Raw genomic sequence first — 20,218 nt, 5'->3', positions numbered from 1 at the left:
AGCGATATCCTTAACACCACATTATTGTACCTATGAACTTCCATATCTATCATCCCGCGGATGCTTTGCGTCCATTTGTAAAGCAATACTATTACTGGGAAGATGATACCCGTGGTATCATACAACTGCCTCAGAACCTCTTTGCCCTCGGCGATCAATACCTGGTATTTATCCTGGAAGGAAAAGCGGAGATCAAACCGGTAAATCATAAAGCATTTACTTTACCGGAAGCCGCAGTACTCGGCCATCTTACCTGCGCCTGCCAGTTGCAGGTACAGGGACCGGTAAAAGTAGCGGTGGTACAACTGAACGCTTATGGCGCCTATCGCCTGCTGGGGATGGATGCCGGTCATTTCACCAATTATTACCGCAACCTGTTACTGGATACGCCATCTATCTGGCAGGAGTTATTTACCGCCTTACGCCTGGAACAGGCACCACAACAGGTGGAACCGCTGCTGGATACCGCTTGCCTGCAGGCCCTTGCGCTGCAGCCGGATAACCTCCGTGAAGTGGATAACATCGCCGACTACCTGTTGATCATGCAGGGCAATGTGAGCATGGAAGCGTTAACGACCCGTTATGGTATTTCACGCCCTACCCTGGAACGCATTTTCAGCACCATTGTAGGCATTCCGCCACAGCTCTATGCCCGGATGATCCGTTATAAAACAGCACTGAGCGCGCTTCGCCAGTTAAACCTGCCGGAGTGGCAAACACCCGTGGCAGCTACACCGTTTTATAACCAGGCGATGTTTATAAAGGATTATCTCCTCTTCAATCACCAGGCACCATCGTATTTTGCCAATGTCGGTACTATTGCACATATGCAGGTGAATAACCTGCATCAGGTAGCAGTAGCCAGTTAAGCAGCAACGCTTTTTTACAAATAAAACCTGTTCATTGGGGGCTTTGCCAGCCCCCTTTTTTTATTGGCACGGAAATGTAGCCCCGACCCCTACACGAAAAATGTGCAATAACCCGACTTTTTGTTTAACTTACTATTCATAACAGGCATACTATGCAACATACTGCGGCCTATTGGCGTGAACAACTGAAACTGCAATCACATGTGGAAGGCGGTGCTTTCCGGGAAACTTACCGTTCAGAGTGGGTATTGGATATGACCACACTGCCGGCAGGCATGGGCGGCAACCGCAATGCGTCTACCTGCATTTATTTTTTACTGGAAGAAGGGGAATTCTCGGCTTTTCACCGCATTGCAGCCGATGAAATATGGCATTTCTATGATGGCCAGACACTTACCATTTACGAGATTGCGCCTGGCGGAAACCTGCTGGTGCATAAACTGGGACGCGATATTGCCGGTGGTGAAAGTTTACAGGTGATCATAACAGCAGGCAACTGGTTTGCCTCCCGCGTGGAAGTGCCCGGCGGCTACGCCCTCAGCGGCTGCACCGTGGCGCCCGGATTTGATTTTGCCGATTTCGAACTGGCCGAAAAAGCTCCCCTGCAGGCGGCCTATCCCGAACATGCCGCCCTGATCGATACCCTTACCCGGTAACGCGAACGGCTATCCGTTTCAAGCTCCCTGTTTTTTACTAAATTACAGGCATGAAGAAAGTATTTTACCTCGTTGTACTGGTATTATTTGCCATCCTGATTTTCTGGCTGGGCAAACGCTTTGGCAGCACAAATGTGAGCCAGCAGGTAATTTCCAACAGCACCATTGTAAAGGAAATCGCGGAACTGGCCAGTCTCGACGTACAGGGCAGCGCCAGCATTAAAAGAAGCAATATTGAAAACAGCGGCGACTGGACCGATAACCTGAAGAAAGCCTTCCTGGAAAACACCGTATGGGTAACCATACCATATCAGGCCAAATACGGCGTAAATATCGACGATAAGCTGTTCAAAGTACAAATGACAGATAAGAAGATTGTTGTTCATCTGCCAGCCCCCCGCCTGCTCAGCTACGAGCTGAAAATGGACCGGATGGAAACTTCCAACCGCAAAGGCTGGCTCCAGTTCCAGGATGATGAAACCTATACGGACGTACAGAAAAAACTCTATCAGACCTCCCGCGCACAACTGGAAAACAATCCAACTTATATCCAGCAATCCAAAGAAAAAATAAGGAAAGTAATGGAGCAGTATTATGCCCCATTTTTAAAAGATCATACGCTGGACATCCAGTATGATGGCGAAACAAAGTTGCCTGAGCTGAAATAGGCAGCAGGTTTACTCAAAACGGCGCCAGCTTTATCTTTCCCTGTCAGCTATCCATCTTAAGCTGCTTCCTGTGCAATAAATTTTACCAGGCTTCTCTTCGCTACCGGCAGCAGTGTTTCGTCTACCGGCACTACCAATGGCGTTTCCGCACAGTACACAGCCGGATTGGGCAGGATGTTCCGTTCCTTTATCAGCATACTCTTGACATGGCCGATGGTATGCGCCAGGTCTTTCTTATACGACTGTAAATACTGCGTATGAATCCCCCGGAATTTTTCATCATGCCTTTCGAAGATGGTAAGCCGGTAGGTGTACACCAGTGTTTGCTTACAATGCCCATCACACAAAAGAAGATATCCTTCCGTTGTTTCGAGTGGCACCAGCCCTACCGGAAAAATGCTGAGATGCTCCGCTACATACTCATAGATCTCCGTTCCCCCTTTAATAGTGCTGTTGAGCTGTGGCAAAGAATACTGGATAATGGTTTCCAGTTCTTCCATCAGTTCATCGTCAGCAATAAGCTGTTCGTACAGCAATTCGAGCTTGTGGAGATTTACCGCCGTCAGCCGTTTGGGAAATTGCTGTTGCAGAAACTGCTTGTTGTCGCGGAAGGCAATCAGGTTGTTGTAATGAAAGATAATGTCGGATAACTGCGGGTACAGCTTGCTCTGGGTGAAGTAATGGTTGATGTCCTGCAAATAGGCTAACAGGGTATACTTTTTCAGCTCAAAGTCAATATAACCGTCAGCAAACCAGGTTTCACTTAACGCTCCCATATGATTTAAATTTAATGGATCATGTACTGAATTTACGAAAAAAAAACCGTAAAAATGAGGGTTTTCAGCGCAACAGAAGACTATTTTCAATAATATTTCTGTGCCAGTCAAATGGGGTACAGGAAAGGATCTGACTATGTCAACCGGTAGTAAAAAACTAGCTAATTTCAAAAATATTTTAACGCTAACTTTTTTATTAGACTTATTTTCATAACTTCAGTATATTATTTTTCATTTTTTTAATTTCAGTTATCATGAACATTTACGTAGCCAACCTGCACTATAGGTTGAACGATGAGGATCTCCATCAGATTTTCAGCGATTTTGGAGAGGTTACCTCCGCTAAGGTTATCAAAGACCACGAAACTGGCCGCTCACGTGGTTTTGGCTTTGTGGAAATGCCTAATCAAGAAGAAGGAGCAAAGGCTATGGATAGTTTGAACGGCAGCGAAATCGAAGGTAAGCAATTGATGGTAAACGAAGCAAGACCTAAACAACCGAATAATAATTTCAAAGGTGGCGGTGGTAATAACCGTGGCGGCGGAGGATATGGTTCCCGCGACCGTCGTTATTAATAACACCCTTTATTCGGCACAAAGGAACTAAAAAAAGGCGCTCTAAAGGGGCGCCTTTTTTCGTGCGCATAAAGCATTTTTATTACACCAGACAACAGATCCCAAAGCCTTCTGTACAGGGCCGGCTGGCAGATAGCTAGCTATCGCACAACAGCCTCTTTACTAATAAAAAAAGCAGCGGAGATAACTCCCCGCTGCTTTTATGTAAAAGAGATAATGATCTTAGAAACTCTTCTTCGGGTCAAAATTCTCCAGTTCCTTAGCTACTGCGCTCAGGAAAGTAGAACCCAGGGAGCCATCTACAATACGGTGATCGTAAGACATAGACAGGTACATCATATGACGGATACCAATGGTATCGCCATCTTCTGTTTCAATCACCACCGGGCGTTTTTTGATAGCACCCACTGCCAGGATAGCGACCTGTGGCTGGTTAATGATAGGTGTTCCCATCAGGCTGCCAAAGGTACCTACGTTGGTAAGGGTGAAAGTACCGCTCTGGGTATCTTCCGGTTTCAGCTTGTTCTGACGCGCAGAATTAGCCAGGTGATTTACCTGTTTGGTGAGGCCGGTCAGGTTCAGCATGTCTGCATTCTTGATCACCGGTACAATCAGGTTACCGCTTGGTAATGCCGTAGCCATGCCCACGTTAATGTCTTTCTTGATAATGATCTTGTCGCCGTCCAGGGAGCAGTTGATCAGCGGGAAGCGTTTGATACACTTTACAATCGCCTCAATAAACAGCGGCGTAAAGGTTAACTTTTCGCCTTCGCGTTTTTCGAAATCGCCTTTTACGCGATCGCGCCATTTCACCATGTTGGTAACATCGGCTTCTGCAAAGCTGGTGACATGCGGACTGGTTTGTTTGCTCATGACCATGTGGTTGGCAATCAGTTTGCGCATACGATCCATTTCAATAATTTCCACATTGCCGTTGTAGGTAGGAGAAGCCACGGTGGTGGTTACTACCGGCTGACGTGCGGGAGTGGAAGCAGGAGCTGGAACGGTTTCCGGTGTTACATCCGGAATCACTTTTCCTTCGCGGCGGTCTGCTACATATTGCAGGATATCTTTTTTGGTTACGCGGCCATCATTACCGGAACCGGGGATCTTTTCCAGGTCGGCAAAGCTAACGCCTTCCTGTTGTGCGATGGTGAGTACTAACGGAGAATAGAATTTGGCGCCGCCTCCGGAAACGGGCGCATCTTCAGTCACGGGGGTGTATGCCGGTGCTGAAGTGAATTTTGGTTCAGTAGCTACAGGGGATGCCGGCGTTACAGGTGCAGCGGCTGCGGATGCGTCAGCATTGGTATTAATACGGGCAATGACGGTACCTACAGGCACCACATCATTTTCATTGAAGAGCACTTCTGTGATCTCTCCTTCCGCAATAGAGGGAACCTCGCTATCCACCTTGTCGGTGGCGATTTCCAGCACGGTTTCATCTACTTTTACGTGATCGCCCGCCTTTTTATGCCAACGCAAAATGGTGGCTTCCATGATGCTTTCCCCCATTTTTGGCATTACCAATTCTACAATGGCCATAAGATTGATTTTTGCTTTAGTGCGCGACAAAAATACGGGAATTGTACCAATTCAAAATATGGCAATATCCCTATTCCAGAATGAGTTTGCGCAATTCATTCATGGCATAAACAGCTGTCATTTGCGTATTCCGTTCCCGGTCGTAACGCAGCTGATATTTAACGGTGACTGTTCTCTTTGCACTTCCCACGGCTACCCATACCGTACCTACCGGCTTTTCAGGTGTGCCTCCGTCGGGTCCCATAATACCGGAAACAGCGATGGCATAATCTGTTTCCAGCAACACCAGGGCGCCGGTTACCATTTCCCGCACGGTTTCCTCACTCACCGCCCCATGCGCCTGCAAAGTGGCTGGCTTTACCCCTAACAGCTTCACTTTCATTTCGTTGGCGTAGGTTACCGCACTTCCCCTGAAATACGCGGAACTACCCGGAATGGCCGTTATCCAGCTGGATATCAGCCCACCGGTACAGCTTTCCGCGGTTCCCACAGTTTTGCCTTTTTCTTTCAGTAATTGCCCCAGTACTTCTCCCATAGAAATATCCTGGTCTGTTACGGTGATATCTGCCAGCAAATCTTTCAGCTGATGGAAAAGGATGCTCACTTCAGCGGCAATGGAGAGTTTGTCTTTCCCAAAGCCGGTCAGCCGCAACTTCAACAGGCTGTAACTGGGCAGGTAAGCCAGTTTGATATGAGCCGGCAACTTTGCTTCGAAAGCCACCAGTCGCTCTGCTATAAAAGATTCGCCCATGCCGGAAGTCACCAGGGTCTGGTGAATTACCGCCGGGGTTTTGAAATGCATAGCTAAGCGGGGCAGCACATAACTTTCCATAATCCCCTTCATTTCATGGGGTACACCCGGCATAGACACGTAGATCTTACCGTCTTTTTCAAACCACATTCCGGGCGCCGTCCCTCTCTTATTCTCAATAACAGTGGCGGCTTCCGGTACGAGGCTCTGATCCAGATTCCTTTGCAGGATAGGCAGCCCCCTGCTTTCAAACATCTGCAATACGGTATTCAGCACTTCTTTATTCTGTACCAGCCGGGTATGAAAGTATTCACACAAGGTAGGCTTGGTAATATCATCTGCTGTAGGTCCGAGGCCGCCGGTGATCAGCACAATGTCTGATACCGCCGATTCTTTTTCCAGTACATCCAGGATATCTTCCCTTATATCCCCAATGGCTACACGCCGGTGCACCCAGATGCCCATTGCGTTCAACTGCTGTGCCATCCAGGCCGAGTTGGTATCAATCGTTTGTCCTATCAGCAGCTCATCACCAATGGTGACAATGCTGGTGGTGATTTTATCCATATCGCAACTATTTTGGGTAATTAAGACTTAAAAAACGGTTCCAGCCTGTTCTTCAGTTCCTCCGGCAAACCCGCCTTCTGCTTAGTTTTCACATCAATGAATACCAGTGTGGTGACCCCTACATTCAGCAATTCGCCCTTCTCGTTATACAACTCGCTGTGAAACTGTATTTTAGAACTTGCTGGCAGCTCTTTCAATATAGTCTTTACCGTTATCAGGTTGTCATAGAACGCGGGACGAAGATACTTTACATTCAGTTCCGCCACTGGCATAATTACGCCCTGCTCTTCCAGTTCACGATAGGTGAAACCCAGTTCCCTGATGGCTTCTGCCCTTCCTACTTCATAATACAGGCCATAATTGCCATAATACAGGTAACCCATCTGGTCTGTTTCTCCATACCTTACCCTGATCGTTGTTGTACTGATAAACATGGTTCTTCCGCTATTTTTAACCTAAACGTATACTTGAAAATTTTATTTGCCTAATGCACCATCCAGCGAAAATCGGCCCGGACCAGTGAAGAGCAGCGTTACAAACGCGCCCAGGAACAGGATCGGTAATTCTTTTTCCGAAATACTGTCGGCCCGGTGAATCATAAAAATCACCACACCCATACAGATGACCAAAGGCACCGCAGCCAGTCTGGTCAACAATCCCAGGATCAACAACACCGCACAAAACACCTCTGCAAATACCACCATACCCAATGAAATTTTATGTCCCACTCCTAACGGATCAGGAAAAGAATTCATTTTGGCAGTAAAATTGATCAACTTGGGCCAGCCATGCAAAAGTATCAGTCCACCGGAGATAACCCGGAGCACCAGCATGGAAAAACTCACGGCGCCATTCGAGTAGCCGGATGAGAACAGTTTTCTCATAGTGGGTAAGGTTTTTGTGCTTAAAATTATTTTCCGCAAGATAAATGAATCGACTTTGCCTTGCTCCCGGAGTTATCCACATTGTTGGAAACGCAATCGGAAAAGAAAAGATATAACTTTTATATTTGCTGGATACCACCTATTTCGTTGCTGGATTCAGCGTAGAGAGCATAGGGCACCATGAGAAACGGAACACCTGGGTCAGGCCACGGCAGAGTACTTCCCCGGCTGGAAAATATTTCCTTCCGGGATTCGTTTTAAACGCATATTCAAGAAATAACAGCTATAGCATGCAATTCATAAGAAAAGTTTTTATTCCCGGACATCTGTACGTATCGCTCCTGGCCTTTGCCGGCGCAGGTTTGGTAGGGTTGCCTACCGCCCAGGCACAGCAAACACGCACTTATACAGATCCGGAAAAAGTATTCAAGGACGCCCAGCAATATTTCCAACAGGAAAAATATGCGGTGTCCATGCAGCTTTTCAAGCAAACCATTGACAACATCGACTATTTTCATGAAACGAACCGCGACCTGGTTAAAACAGACGCCTTCTACTACTATACCATCTGCGCACTGAAACTGCAACAGGACAATGCAGAAAAAGAAGCACTGGGATTTCTGAAACTGGCCAATAACAATGCCCGCGAAGAACTCGTGAGCTACCAGCTGGCGAAATATTATTTCCGCCAGAATAAACTCAAAGAGGCCATCCCTCTCTACGAAAAAGCCAATATCGAAAACCTCTCCAACGCAGAAATTGCCGAAGCGAAGTTCGAACTGGCTTATTGTTACTTCAACCTGAAAGACTTTAAAAAGGCCCAGCCCCTGTTTGCCTCTATCAAGGAAGTACCAGGAAAATACAGTCTCCCGGCCAACTACTACTATGGTTTTATCAGCTACTACAATCACCAGTATGGCGAAGCCCTCAACAGCTTCCAGAAAGTAGTCAACGAACCTAAATACAGCAATGTAGTACCTTACTACATCGCCGAAATCTACTACTTCCAGGGAAAAACAGACCAGCTGATCTCCTACACCGAGCCACTGTTACAGAAAGGCGGCCAGTACTACGAAGCTGAACTGAAACAACTCCTCGGTAAAGCCTACTTTGAAAAGAAGAACTATCAGAAAGCATTGCCTTACCTGCAGGACTTCCAGGATAATTCTGATGAAGTAAGAAACGAAGATATCTACCAGTTATCCTACGCTTACTACCAGACCAATAATCTTCAAAAAGCAATTTCCGGTTTTAAACAACTGAGCAGCTCCAAAGATTCACTGGGACAAAACTCCATGTACCTGTTGGGCGACTGCTACCTTCGTACCGGCCAGAAAGCCAATGCACGCAATGCTTTCGCTTTTTGTGCCAACAACAGTTCCAATGCACAGCAACAGGAAATTTCCCGCTTCAACTACGGTAAACTATCGTATGAACTGGGCTATCCTGATGCCGCCCTCAGTGAACTTACCCAGTTTGTAAAAACGTATCCGCAATCGACTTACAATAAGGAAGCCCGGGAAATACTCGTTAATCTTTTCATGAACAGCAATAACTACAAAGACGGTTTAGCTACCATTGAACAGATTCCCGATAAAAACCAGACCGTCCTGAAAGCTTACCAGAAAGTAGCCTATGGCCGCGCCACGCAACTGATCAACGATCAGCAACTGGCAGAAGCCGACCGCCTGCTGGATGTGGCCATCAACAATCCATTTGATCCACAGATCAAACAACTGGCCCATTTCTGGAAAGCAGAAATTGCCCTTCGCCAGAATAAAACAGACCAGGCCATCACTAACCTGAATACCTATCTGAATAACACGGCTCCCGTATCCGGTGAAGCAAACGCACAAACCGCCAGCTATAACCTGGGATACAGCCTGCTGAAACAGGACAAATACACCGAAGCACTGCCTTACTTTGAATCCGCCCAGCGCAGCAGCGGCCCGAATGCCGCACGTATCGCTACCGACGCCGCTCTTCGCAGCGCCGATTGCTATTACATGCTCCGCCAGTTCCCGAAGGCATTGTCGCTGTACGACCGTATCATCAGCAACAACGAGCCCGGTGCCGATTACGCTACTTACCAGAAAGCCGTGATCCTCGGATTACAGGGCAAACAGGCCGACAAACTCGCCCTGCTCAAACAACTGGGTAATAAGTTTCCTTCCTCCGGTTTTAATAACGAAACAGATATAGAAATAGCCAACACCTATCTCTCCCAGGAAAAATATACAGAAGCCATTCCTTTCCTGGAGAATGTTTTACAGAAACAGCCCAATGGCGCAAACGCGCCAAGAGCCTTGCTGAAACTGGGATTAAGCTACTATAACAAGGATAACGACAACAAAGCACTGGCTTATTACCGCCAGGTAGTGGAAAAGTTCCCCGGTTCACCGGAAGCAAATGAAGCCCTGCAAAGCATGAAGGCTATTTATGTAAGTCAGGGTAAAACTGACGATTACCTCGCCTTCCTGAAAGCCAGCGGCAGAACCGTGAGCGCTTCCGCAGAAGACTCCCTCGCCTACGCAGCAGCAGAATCCAGGTTCACCAGCAACGACTGTGCAGGCGCTACCACCGGCTTCAACAGCTATATCCAGAAATATCCGAACGGACAGTTCATCCTGCCGGCTTATTTCTACAAAGCAGAATGTGCCTATAACAGCAAAGACTATACGAGCGCATTGCCGGCATACGAATTTGTACTGTCCCGCAACAACAGCTTATATGCAGAAAGATCCGCCTTACAGGCTGCCAACATCAACTTCTACCAGGTAAAAAATTACGATAAGGCAAGAGGCTACTACCTGCAACTGCAGGACCTGGCTACCAGCAAAGAAAACAGCCTGTCTGCCACCCGTGGTTTACTCCGCAGCAACTACCAGCTGAAACGCTGGGACGAAGTATCCAACTACGCAGAAATGTTACTGGCAGCGGCCAATATCAGCACTGATGACCAGATCATCGCGCATTTCTACCGTGGTAAAGCATTGCAGCAGGCAAAAGATTATGCCGCCGCCCTGGCCGAATTTAAAACAGTGGCCGGCATGACCAAATCTGAAACAGGTGCAGAAGCCCGTTACAACATTGCGGATTGCTACCTGCAACAGAATGAATTGGACGCCGCAGAAAAAGCCGGTTTCGACGTGATTAAAAATACCCCGTCGTATGAGTACTGGGTAGCTAAATCATATATCCTGCTGGGTGACGTATATGCCCGTCAACAGGACTACTTCAATGCCAAAGCTACTTACCAGAGTATCGTTACCAACAGTTCTATTCCTGAACTGAAACAGGAAGCAAAAGATAAACTGGCAAAAGCAGAAGCAGAAGAAAAAGCAGCCGGTAAAAAGCCGAAGAAATAATCACCCGGATTTTGGAATCTGACATTTAAGCGCAACAAAGCATGAACATTCAAGCAATATATAACAAACGAACTTTCTTCATATCGGCTCTGGGCCTGACCGGATTATTGTTTGCACAGAAAGCCTCCGCACAGGAAGGACTGAAACAGGAAACGATCGATATCATTTCCACCAATCAGCCCAAACTCCGCGATGCCTACAAACTTAATCTCACGGCTTCTTTACCGGGAATTGATACCAGCAGGCCTTCACTGAAATACCAGCTTCCTGCATTGAACCTGAACTTCATGTACCAGGCTATGCCGCTTAAACCGCTGGCATTGGGTAAAGACTCCCTTTCCTATCTCCAGAATAATTTCGTAAAACTGGGATATGGCAATTATAAAACACCCTACGTACAGGCAGGATTTGGTAGCGGCAGACATGATATGTACAACTATGGCCTGTTCGTGAACTACACTGGCTCCAAAGGCAAGGAAATCCCCGACCAGGACTACAGCAACCTGAATGTACTGGCCGCCGGAACTTACCTGTTACCAAAATTCCGGTTCGACGGCAGCATCGGGTACGACCGCAATACGGTGCATTACTACGGCTACAATCACGATACCGCCAATTTCAAAAAGAAAGACCTGGAGCAAACCTTTAACCAGATCACCGCGAAAGTAGGCATGCAGAACCGGCCACAAAATGATTGGGCATTTACCTTTCAGCCGGAAGTGAAGTTTATTCTTTTCAACGATTCCTATAAGCGCACAGAAAATACTTTCCTGCTGAAAGTACCGATCCGCAAACAGGTGTTTGAAGATATCTATATCAAGGCAGAAGGTATATTCGACCTTTCTACCTATAAAGAAGGCAGCAACCGCGCTATCAATAACAACATCGCCTCCATCCATCCGTCTGTAGACATCATGAAACCCGGTTTCGTGCTGCATGCCGGTGTAAATCCAACCTGGAGCAACGGCAAGTTCTACCTGCTGCCGGACATCGTGAATGAGTCGCACCTGGTCCGTAAGAAACTGATCCTGAGCAGTGGATGGATTTCTTACTTTGAAAAGAATACCTACCGCAACCTGGCCAACAAAAACCCTTTCCTGGCCGGATTACCGGGTGAAATGCTCAATACCCGCGTAGAAGAGAAGTATACTGGTATTAAAGGTACACTGGGCAGTCATTTCAACTATAACACCAAATTCGCTTCCGTTACCTGGTACAATATGCCGCTGTTTGTAAACGACAGTGCCGATACCAAAAAATTCACTACCCGTAACGAAGCCCAGCTCCGCGCCTTCCAGCTGCACGCTGAAGTGGGGTATATAGAAGAAGAAAAGTTCCAGGCACGCGTCAGCTTCGACTGGTACAACTATAACAAGCAGGAAACCGAGGTACAACCCTGGCACCTGCCTGCTTTTCAGGGCGATCTGTTTGCACAGTATACCATCGCTAAAAAATTACACCTGAATGCAGACCTGTTTGCGCTGAGCGGCAGTTATTACCTGCTTCCCAACAAAGACTTTGACAAAACCAAGGGCGCATGGGACCTGAATGCAGGCGCGTCTTACGATATCAGCAAAAACTTCGGCCTCTGGGTGAACGCCAATAACCTGTTCAACACCCACTACCAACGGTATTACCTCTACCCTACTTACGGGTTCAATATTGTGGGTGGTGTGCTGATTAAGTTTTAACTTCGTTTCAGCGGATGTTGCCTTATTCCGGCTCTGCCGGGTACGACAGGATCCGCTGAATTTTTCACCAAAAAATTCTCCACTTGATACTTCAGCAATATATCCAGGAAGTGCTGTTTAAACAGCGGGTTTGTGTGGTACCACAGCTGGGAACATTTTCAGTACAGCATTTTCCGGCGCACTATAACACGAATGCACAAACGCTGACAGCTCCGCGCGAACAGGTGATGTTCACCCAGCAATGGCAGGATGATGGCTCCTGTGTAGAATGGATTGCCCTGAAAGAAAACCTGGTACCCGCAGTAGCGCAGCGGAAACTGGAGAAATACCTGGAAGAACTGAAAGCAGATCTCCAATCCGGCAAGCCATTGGTGCTGCCCGGCATAGGCCAGCTACAGGGAGATTTTGCCGGCAACATTCACTTCCATGCGGAAGAATTACCCATAGAAAAAGATACCCTGGATATTACGCCTATTGAGCGTACAGATAACCGCAACACAACTGCTGCATTTGTACCACCGCCTCCTGCCGAAGCGCTGGAACCCATTATGACAGAAGAAGTGGAAGAAACGCTGGAAGCGGTTACCGAAGAAAGCGGTTTTAAATGGTGGTGGGCAGGTATTCCCATCGCTGCTATCGTAATAGGACTGGCCGCCTGGTGGTATATTTCCAGTGTGTCAACCGCCGTATCTGAGTCCGCTCCACCCGTGAATATGGATTCAACCACCACCCAGCAGATGGCCGCTGCTGCGGACTCCATACAACAAGCTATCGCCGATTCTGCGGCAAAAGCGGCTATTACACCAATTGATTATTACGCCGTGCTGGATAGTTACAAAGACAGCAGCGCAGCAGTGAAAATACAAAAGAAGCAAAAAATTTACGGAAGGGAACTGGTGGTATATAAAAGAGACAGCCTGTTCAGAACAGCCGTAGCGCTCCACACTTTAGCCGCTGATACTACACAGCAACGCGATAGCGTTCAGAAAATATTTACCGATAAAAAGGTGCACCTGGAATTTTAACCGTCAGGGTTTTATTTCACCTGCTACAATTTCCAGCCCCTCCGCGAAAGAACGGGGCTGGTATCCCAGCTCTTTTGCCGCCTTATCGATCAGTAAACCTGTTTTAGCAGGACGGGCCGCAGGTTGCGCCAGCGTTTTAGCACTGATCTTTTCTACAAGAGAAGTATCGAGTTTGAAGTATTCGGCCGTTTGGATGGCCATATCATAAGGAGTCAGGATTTCATTTCCGGAGATGTTGAAGAAACCGGCTGCTTTTTTATCTGCAATCAGCAAACAACCTTGCGCCAGATCATGACATAATGTTGGGGTACGCCATTGGTCATCTACCACTTTCACTTTCTTACCCTGTTGCAGGTTGTTCTTTACCCAGGTAATCATGTTATTACGATGCGGATCTGCCACCACACCGTATACGAGTACGGTACGGACAATGGCCCATTGCAGTTTACTGTTGATAACCAGCCGTTCAGCAGCTACTTTACTGGTACCATAATAATTGATAGGATTTACGGTAGCATCTTCACTGTAAGGGCCCTGTAAACCATCGAATACAAAGTCGGTAGACAGGAAAATGAAGAAGGCATTACAGCTTTCAGCGGCATGTACAAGATAACGTGTAGCGCCTACGTTGGTATCCCAGCAGGCGTCTTTATTCTTTTCGCAATCATCTACCTGCGACATAGCGCCGCCATGAATAATGATATCTGGCTTATGTTTTTCTACCAGTTGCTTTACACTGCCGGCATCCCGGAGGTTCACCGCCTCATAGGTATACTTATCCCGCAGGGGAAAACGATTAGGGCCTCTGCCAGTGGCTATCACATCATACTTTCCATCTTGCAGAAAAAGGGGGATCAGATGTTGTCCCAATAATCCGTTACTACCAGTTATAAGTACCTTCATAAAGCCATTATTCAATACGCTATTGCTAAAGATAAGAAAAAAAAGCTTTTAGCTGTTCATCAAATGCAATGCATTTTTATAACAGCTAAAAGCTAATCAGTTATCTCCTATTACTTGTGCATTCCAAGGTTGTACATGGTAAATGCCCAGATATCGGCGGCTTCATCAATCATTTTAGATGTTGGCTTACCGGCGCCGTGGCCTGCCTGTGTTTCAATACGGATCAGGGTCGGATTAGGACCTGCGTTGTCGGCCTGCAGGGTGGCTGCAAACTTGAAGGAGTGTGCCGGTACCACGCGATCATCATGATCAGCTGTCGTGATCAGTGTGGCCGGATAAGCGGTACCTGGTTTCAGGTTATGCAACGGAGAGTATTTCAGCAGGTATTTAAATTGTTCTGCGTTGTCGCTGCTACCATACTCCACCGCCCAGGCCCAGCCGATGGTGAATTTCTGAAAGCGCAGCATATCCATTACGCCTACCGCAGGCAGCGCTACCTTGAATAGTTCAGGACGCTGTGTCATACAGGCGCCTACCAGCAAACCACCATTAGATCCGCCACGGATGGCAATCTTACCGGGATTCGTGTATTTCGCTTTGATCAGGTATTCGGCAGCACCAATAAAATCGTTGAATACATTCTGCTTCTTGTCCATCATACCGCCTTTGTGCCAGGCTTCTCCATATTCACTGCCGCCTCTCAGGGAAACAACTGCGTATATGCCTCCCTGTTCCATGAAGTAAAGATTGGATACACTGAAAGAAGGAGTGATGGCGATATTGAATCCACCGTAACCATAGAGTAACACGGGGTTGTTGCCATTTAACCGGAGCCCTTTCTTATAAGACAGGAATACGGGTACGCTTTCACCATCAGCACTTTTGAAGAATACCTGTTTGGTTTCATACTGCGCCGGGTTGAATTTTACATCCGCTTTATCATATAAGGCAGAGGCGCCGGAGCTGATATCATATTTATATACCTGCGGAGGTGTTACAAAGGAGGTATAGGTATAGAAAAATTCCTTGTCCTCTTTTTTACCGCCAAAGCCACTGGCGGTTCCGATACCCGGCAATTTCACTTCATGCTCCAGTTTGCCGTTGTAATCATATTGATATACACGGGTAGAAGCATCTTTCAGATAGTTCAGGAATAATTTGCCACCAGCAGTACCTACGCCCTGAAGAGCTTCTTTCTTTTCAGGTACAATCACTTTCCAGTTGGATTCTTCCGGATGGGCGGGATCGATGAGTACAACTTTATAATTAGGTGCATTATGATTGGTGCGCACCAGGAGTTTATCTCCATAATTATCTATCACATCCGGTTCATTCGCGAAACCCTTTACGAGCAAGGCAAATTCCTTCTGTGCAGGATTCTGCAGGTCGCGGTACCATAGTTCACGGCCCGAGGTACCCTCTGTTGTAGAGAGGATAAGGAAGCGTTCATCTTCCGTCACTTCTACACCTGCGTTACGGAGAGGATGTTCTTTATCCACATATACCAGTTCATCTTTTTCCTGCGGATCTCCCAGCTGGTGGTAATATACTTTCTGGAATTCATTCTTTTTAGACAGTTTGCTTTGTTCGTCGGGTTTGTCGTAACGGCTGTAATAGATACCGTTACCTCTCCAGGCGAGACCGCTGAACTTTACCCATTCCAGTTTGTCAGACAGCAGTTGGCCGCTGGCTACGTCCATGATGAAGATTTCCTGCCAGTCGGAGCCGGCTTTGGAAAGGGAGTAGGCCACATATTTCCCGTCTTTCGAAAACGACATCCCTCCCAGGGCGGTAGTACCGGCCGAAGAAAGTTTGTTTGGATCCAGGAAAACGCTGGCGCTGCCGCCTAAGGTAGCGGAGCGGTAAAGGATGGATTGATTCTGGAGACCATCATTTTTAAAGAAGTAATAATAATTGCCATGTTTGGTGGGGGCGCCATTTTTCGGGTAATTCCACAATTCTTCCAGTCTTTTCCGGATTTCGCCCCGGAAGGGGATCTGGGAGAGATAGTTTTCTGTTACCTTGTTCTGGGCGTCTACCCATGCCTTGGTTTCGGCGCTATGATCGTCTTCCAGCCACCGGTATGGATCTGCCACACTTGTACCGTGATAATTATCTACCGAATCTACTTTTTTTGAGTCCGGATAAGTGATGTTTTGTTGTTGTGCCATTGCCTGTCCGGCTATTAAACTCACGCCCATAAAGATCCACCGTTTATTATTTTTATTTAACATGCGTAATATTTTTTAAAAATTTTAGCTACTTTGTTTGATGGAAATTAAAAATTTAGGTTATTTCATCAGATAACAGTTAGAAAACAATTGCAAAATGTTATTTTTGTGCGCCTTTAAGATATTTTTTTAGCAATTTATATGAAAAAACTGAACAACATTGCAGTCCTTACATCGGGAGGAGATGCTCCTGGCATGAACGCCGCAGTTCGTGCAGTTGTAAGAACGGGCATTTATCATCAGCTGAATGTGTATGGCATTATGTACGGCTATAGGGGAATGTTGAAGAACGAAATTTTCCCAATGGAGTCTAAGTCAGTGGCCAACATTATTCAGCGCGGAGGCACCATATTGAAGACCGCCCGGTGCAAAGAGTTCTATGAATATGAAGGGCGAAAAATGGCTTATGAAAATCTGAAAAAACACAACATTGACGGGCTGGTAGTCATCGGTGGAGACGGCTCGTTCAATGGTGCGCAAAAGTTCAGCCAGGAATTTGACATTCCTTGTATAGGCTTGCCTGGTACTATTGACAAGGACATTGCGGGGACTGATTCTACGATTGGTTTTGATACGGCGGTGAATACTGCGGTAGAAGCTATCGATAAAATCAGGGACACAGCGGATGCGCATGATCGTTTGTTTGTAATTGAGGTAATGGGCCGTGACGCCGGTTACATCGCATTACACAGCGGCATTTCCACTGGTGCGGAGCATATATTGCTGCCTGAACGCAAAACGGAAGTAAATGACATTATTGAAGAACTGCAGGCGAACGAACGCCGCAGAAAACTGGTTAACCTGATTGTAGTGGCCGAAGGTGATGAAACCGGCGGTGCTACTGAAGTTGGTCGCATCATTAAAGAAAGGTGCCCACAGCTGGACACCCGGGTAAGTATCCTCGGACATATCCAGCGTGGCGGCGCTCCCACCTGCACAGATCGTATTCTGGCCAGCCGTCTGGGCTATGCAGCCGTAGATGCCCTTCTCGAAGGCATCCATAATGTAATGATCGGTGTTGTCAACGACAAGATCCATTACACTCCTCTTGATAAAGCTGTAAAAGCCAAACAGGAAATTGACCCCGAATGGTTTAAGATTGTTAAAATTCTTGCGAGTTAAAAAATTAGACTTATGAGTACAAAGGATCTTTCGAAATACTATCACAAGCAGATGGATAACGCTGCGGGTAGAGAGCACTCTTCGCACAAAACAAAAATCGTGGCTACTGTAGGCCCCGCGTGCGACACCTATGAAGGCCTGCTGACACTGGTAAAAGCCGGCGTAAACGTTTTCCGCCTCAACTTTTCACACGGCTCGCACGAAGATAAACTGCGGATTATTGAATATATCCGTCAGATCAATAAAACAGAACCATACACTGTGGCTATCCTGGCCGATCTCCAGGGACCAAAACTGCGTGTAGGTGAAATCGAAAACAATGCCCTGCCGCTGAAGAAAGGTGATATCCTCACTTTCGTGAACGAAAAGCTGGTGGGCAACATGGAAAAAATTTACGTTTCCTACCCTGACCTGTATAAAGATCTCAGACCCGGCCAGAAAATTCTGCTCGACGATGGTAAAATCGAAACCATTGTAAAAGAAATCACCGCCAACGGTGAAATCAAAGCAGAAGTTTCCTTACCAGGTGTACTGTCTTCCAAAAAAGGCTTCAACCTCCCGGATACTAAAATCTCCCTCCCTGCACTGACAGAAAAAGATATTATTGACCTGGAATTCATCATTGATCATGAATGTGACTGGGTAGCACTCTCTTTTGTAAGAAGCGTAAAAGATCTGTCTGAACTGCGCAAACGCCTGGAGGCCCGCAACTCTAAAATGAAGGTGATCTCTAAAATCGAGAAACCTGAAGCTATACAGAATCTGAAAGAAATCATCTGGGAAAGCGATGGCGTAATGATCGCCCGTGGTGACCTCGGTGTGGAACTGCCTGTAGAGCAGATCCCGATGATTCAGAAAGATATTATCCGCAAATGTATCCACCGTGCAAAACCTGTTATCGTGGCTACACAGATGATGGAAAGCATGATGGACCGCACCCGTCCAAACCGTAGTGAAATCACCGATGTGGCTAACGCCGTACTCGAAGGTGCCGACGCGGTGATGCTCAGCGGTGAAACTGCTACCGGTATGTTCCCTGAACTGGTAATCCAGACCATGAACAAAATCATCCAGGAAGTGGAAAAAGAAGCGATCATTTACAACCGTAACCTGATCCCTCACCGCCACTCTCCTACCTTCCTCAGCGATGCACTGTGCTACAACGCATGTAAAATTGCGGAAGATCTGGATGCAGATGCCCTCATCGGTATGACCCAGAGCGGCTACACCGGCTTTATGCTGAGTAGCTACCGTCCGCGCAGCCCACTCTATATCTTTACCAAAGAAAGATCACTGGTGAACCAGTTGAGCCTGAGCTGGGGCGTACGCGCTTTCTACTACGAAGAAGAAGAAAGCCTGGATGATATCGTTTTCGATCAGATCAATATCCTGAAAGAAAGAGGATTCATCAAAGCTGGCGATGTGGCCGTTAATACCGGTAGCACCCCAGTTAAACAACACCTGCCAACAAACATGCTGAAGATCACGAAAGTGGACTAATATAGTTTTTGTCTTAAGCTATAAGGATTTAGCAAATGCAGCGGAGAGGAATTCACTTCCTTTTCGCTGCATTTTGCTTTATCGCTCTATTGTCAAAAATATATACAGACTTGTCTGTTTTATATATTTAGCCTAATATTGTCCCATGAAAGAACAAGGCGCAAAAGAAAGAATCCTCAACACCGCCTGCGAATTATTTTATCAGCAAGGCTACCAGGCAACCGGCATTAACCAGATCATAGAAGAAGCTGGTATCGCCAAAGCCAGTCTGTACCAGCATTTCCCCTCCAAGGAAGCACTGCTTACGGAATATCTCGGGAGAACCCGTATCACCAACCACACCCGCCGGATGGAATACATCGATCAGCTGGCCCCCGGGAAAGATAAACTGATAGGCCTCTTTGAATTCCGTCGTCAGCACATGGAAGAAAACAATTTCAGAGGCTGTGCCTTTATGCGCATCGCCTACGAATTGCCCGGATTAAATGAAGATGCCCTCCTGCAGGTACGCACACACAGCCGTACCATCAAAACGCTGATCGCAGAACAACTCGGCATCATAAAGCCGGATCTCCCGGAAAACGACCTGGAAGAAATGACCGATATGCTCTTCAACCTCTACGAAGGCGCCGGACTGCAGGGCTATATCCAGAAATCAGCGAAACCAGTGGAAGACACCAAGAAAGTAGTGAAGAAACTGCTGGAAACATTGTAGGAAGGGTGCATTAAAAGTTGCAGATTGGCATACAGTGATCTGAGAATCAGCGCTACATCGGCGTATAGCGTGATCATTGGACGGATAACGGTTTACAGAGCTTCAGTAATACGAACAGCTGCGAGTGATCGCTGATCCGGATAACAACCGACAGAGCGTCGCAGATAGCTACTAATAGCATGGCCACAGATCCGAACAGCTACCGGCCCAGAGCTTCTATTTGCTCAGGCTATCCAGTTGCACGTCCTTCGTCTGCTCAAAAACAAATATAATACCTCATTGAAAATGGAAAAATCATCCGTTTTCAACTGACTTTATATCTCAATTTACCCATCATTAATAAGGCAAACCAAATATAATTATCTATTAAAA

The 20,218-nt window shown here is 46.9% G+C and carries 17 protein-coding genes; 10 read left to right on the top strand and 7 right to left on the bottom strand.

Annotated features, from left to right (window positions below):
- Nucleotides 1–32: 32 nt before the first annotated feature.
- The 3 genes from BMW79_RS11560 (at nt 33) to BMW79_RS11550 (ending at nt 2,193) form a co-directional block, all read left to right on the top strand.
- Entirely contained in the window at nt 33–869 is an 837-nt protein-coding gene (locus BMW79_RS11560; protein WP_089894829.1) for a DUF6597 domain-containing transcriptional factor, read from the top strand.
- A 152-nt stretch (nt 870–1,021) separates the two neighbouring features.
- A complete protein-coding gene (locus BMW79_RS11555; RefSeq protein WP_089894827.1) occupies nt 1,022–1,525 on the top strand; it encodes a cupin domain-containing protein in 504 nt (167 codons plus the stop codon).
- A gap of 50 nt (nt 1,526–1,575) precedes the next feature.
- Nucleotides 1,576–2,193, top strand: a complete 618-nt coding sequence (locus tag BMW79_RS11550) for a DUF4230 domain-containing protein (RefSeq protein WP_089894825.1) — start codon at nt 1,576–1,578, stop codon at nt 2,191–2,193.
- Between the two features lie 56 nt (nt 2,194–2,249).
- On the opposite strand, the gene BMW79_RS11545 is transcribed toward BMW79_RS11550, so the two are convergent.
- Nucleotides 2,250–2,969, bottom strand: a complete 720-nt coding sequence (locus BMW79_RS11545) for a hypothetical protein (protein ID WP_089894823.1) — start codon at nt 2,967–2,969, stop codon at nt 2,250–2,252.
- 254 nt (nt 2,970–3,223) lie between these two features.
- Between BMW79_RS11545 and BMW79_RS11540 the strand changes: the two genes are divergently transcribed.
- The gene (locus BMW79_RS11540; protein WP_079468754.1) at nt 3,224–3,544 is read left to right on the top strand and encodes an RNA recognition motif domain-containing protein; all 321 of its coding nucleotides are present in this window, start codon (nt 3,224–3,226) and stop codon (nt 3,542–3,544) included.
- A gap of 222 nt (nt 3,545–3,766) precedes the next feature.
- Here the strand turns inward: BMW79_RS11540 and BMW79_RS11535 are convergent, their stop codons facing one another.
- The 4 genes from BMW79_RS11535 to BMW79_RS11520 form a co-directional block, all read right to left on the bottom strand.
- Nucleotides 3,767–5,089, bottom strand: coding sequence for a dihydrolipoamide acetyltransferase family protein (locus BMW79_RS11535; RefSeq protein WP_089894821.1), 1,323 nt, complete (start codon nt 5,087–5,089; stop codon nt 3,767–3,769).
- Nucleotides 5,090–5,159: 70 nt separating this feature from the next.
- A complete protein-coding gene (locus tag BMW79_RS11530) occupies nt 5,160–6,407 on the bottom strand; it encodes a CinA family nicotinamide mononucleotide deamidase-related protein (protein ID WP_089894819.1) in 1,248 nt (415 codons plus the stop codon).
- Nucleotides 6,408–6,427: 20 nt separating this feature from the next.
- Complete coding sequence (locus tag BMW79_RS11525) at nt 6,428–6,841, bottom strand: acyl-CoA thioesterase (RefSeq protein ID WP_089894817.1); 414 nt, start codon at nt 6,839–6,841, stop codon at nt 6,428–6,430.
- 42 nt (nt 6,842–6,883) lie between these two features.
- A complete protein-coding gene (locus BMW79_RS11520) occupies nt 6,884–7,291 on the bottom strand; it encodes a DoxX family protein (protein ID WP_089894816.1) in 408 nt (135 codons plus the stop codon).
- A 290-nt stretch (nt 7,292–7,581) separates the two neighbouring features.
- Here BMW79_RS11520 and BMW79_RS11515 point away from each other — a divergent pair, with 290 nt between their 5' ends.
- The 3 genes from BMW79_RS11515 to BMW79_RS11505 all read left to right on the top strand — a co-directional run bounded on the left by BMW79_RS11515 (nt 7,582) and on the right by BMW79_RS11505 (nt 13,375).
- Nucleotides 7,582–10,659: a tetratricopeptide repeat protein gene (locus tag BMW79_RS11515; RefSeq protein ID WP_089894814.1), complete on the top strand. Its 3,078-nt coding sequence runs from the start codon at nt 7,582–7,584 to the stop codon at nt 10,657–10,659.
- 41 nt (nt 10,660–10,700) lie between these two features.
- Nucleotides 10,701–12,350 carry a TonB-dependent receptor gene (locus BMW79_RS11510; protein ID WP_089894811.1) on the top strand — a complete coding sequence of 550 codons (1,650 nt, stop codon included), beginning with the start codon at nt 10,701–10,703 and terminating at the stop codon, nt 12,348–12,350.
- An 83-nt stretch (nt 12,351–12,433) separates the two neighbouring features.
- Nucleotides 12,434–13,375, top strand: coding sequence for an HU domain-containing protein (locus tag BMW79_RS11505; RefSeq protein ID WP_089894810.1), 942 nt, complete (start codon nt 12,434–12,436; stop codon nt 13,373–13,375).
- A 3-nt stretch (nt 13,376–13,378) separates the two neighbouring features.
- Here the strand turns inward: BMW79_RS11505 and BMW79_RS11500 are convergent, their stop codons facing one another.
- Together BMW79_RS11500 and BMW79_RS11495 are read right to left on the bottom strand one after the other, a co-directional pair.
- Entirely contained in the window at nt 13,379–14,278 is a 900-nt protein-coding gene (locus BMW79_RS11500; protein ID WP_089894808.1) for an SDR family oxidoreductase, read from the bottom strand.
- Between the two features lie 110 nt (nt 14,279–14,388).
- Complete coding sequence (locus BMW79_RS11495) at nt 14,389–16,512, bottom strand: prolyl oligopeptidase family serine peptidase (RefSeq protein WP_245752461.1); 2,124 nt, start codon at nt 16,510–16,512, stop codon at nt 14,389–14,391.
- 138 nt (nt 16,513–16,650) lie between these two features.
- Here BMW79_RS11495 and pfkA point away from each other — a divergent pair, with 138 nt between their 5' ends.
- The 3 genes from pfkA to BMW79_RS11480 all read left to right on the top strand — a co-directional run bounded on the left by pfkA (nt 16,651) and on the right by BMW79_RS11480 (nt 19,846).
- Nucleotides 16,651–17,631 (top strand): 6-phosphofructokinase, encoded by a 981-nt coding sequence (gene pfkA, locus BMW79_RS11490; RefSeq protein WP_079468763.1) that lies wholly within the window; start codon nt 16,651–16,653, stop codon nt 17,629–17,631.
- A 12-nt stretch (nt 17,632–17,643) separates the two neighbouring features.
- Complete coding sequence (gene pyk, locus BMW79_RS11485) at nt 17,644–19,131, top strand: pyruvate kinase (RefSeq protein WP_089894806.1); 1,488 nt, start codon at nt 17,644–17,646, stop codon at nt 19,129–19,131.
- A 145-nt stretch (nt 19,132–19,276) separates the two neighbouring features.
- Complete coding sequence (locus tag BMW79_RS11480; protein WP_089894804.1) at nt 19,277–19,846, top strand: TetR/AcrR family transcriptional regulator; 570 nt, start codon at nt 19,277–19,279, stop codon at nt 19,844–19,846.
- Nucleotides 19,847–20,218: the final 372 nt, after the last annotated feature.

Origin of the sequence: Chitinophaga arvensicola (assembly GCF_900110835.1) — a bacterium.
GTDB classification, from domain to species: Bacteria; Bacteroidota; Bacteroidia; order Chitinophagales; family Chitinophagaceae; genus Chitinophaga; species Chitinophaga arvensicola.
Note: the sequence above shows the minus strand (reverse complement) of the source record. Positions and strands in the feature narration are given on the sequence as shown.